This is a genomic window from Kocuria sp. ZOR0020 (genome assembly GCF_000800955.1).
Classification (GTDB): Bacteria; Actinomycetota; Actinomycetes; order Actinomycetales; family Micrococcaceae; genus Kocuria; species Kocuria subflava.
This window is the reverse complement of record NZ_JROX01000300.1, coordinates 1-526: the sequence shown is the minus strand read 5'-3', so window position 1 is coordinate 526 and position 526 is coordinate 1. Positions and strand designations below refer to the sequence as shown.

At 66.9% G+C, this 526-nt stretch carries 1 protein-coding gene; it reads right to left on the bottom strand.

What is annotated here, in order from left to right; all coding sequences use genetic code 11:
* The coding region (locus tag L979_RS13260) for a translation initiation factor IF-2 N-terminal domain-containing protein (RefSeq protein WP_047692675.1) at window positions 1–526 on the bottom strand (526 nt) is incomplete at both ends.

Below are 526 nucleotides of genomic sequence, written 5' to 3'. Positions count from 1 at the left end.
GATGGCGTCCAGCAAACGGGTCTTACCGTGGTCGACGTGACCCATGACGGTCACGACGGCGGGACGCGGCTCCAGCACCTCTTCGTCCTCGGCAGCCGATTCGGCGGCCAGGTCGATGTCGAAGGACTCGAACAGCTCGCGCTCCTCGTCCTCCGGGGAGACGATGTTGATGACGTAGCCCAGCTCGGCGCCCAGGAGTTCGAAGGTCTCCTGGTCCAGGGACTGGGTCTGCGTTGCCATCTCGCCCAGGTGGATCAGCACCTGGACCAGTGCGGCCGGGTTGGCCTCAATCTTCTCCGCAAAGTCCATCAGGGACGCACCGCGGCGCAGACGCACCACGGTTGAACCGTCACCGTGCGGAACAGAGACGCCACCGATCTTGGGGGCATTCATCTGCTCCAGTTCCTGGCGCTTTGCCCGACGCGACTTGCGTCCCTTGCGGGACGGACCACCACGGCCGAAGGCACCCTGGGTGGCACCGCGGCCACCACGGCCGGGTCCACCACCGGGACGGAATCCGCCGCCG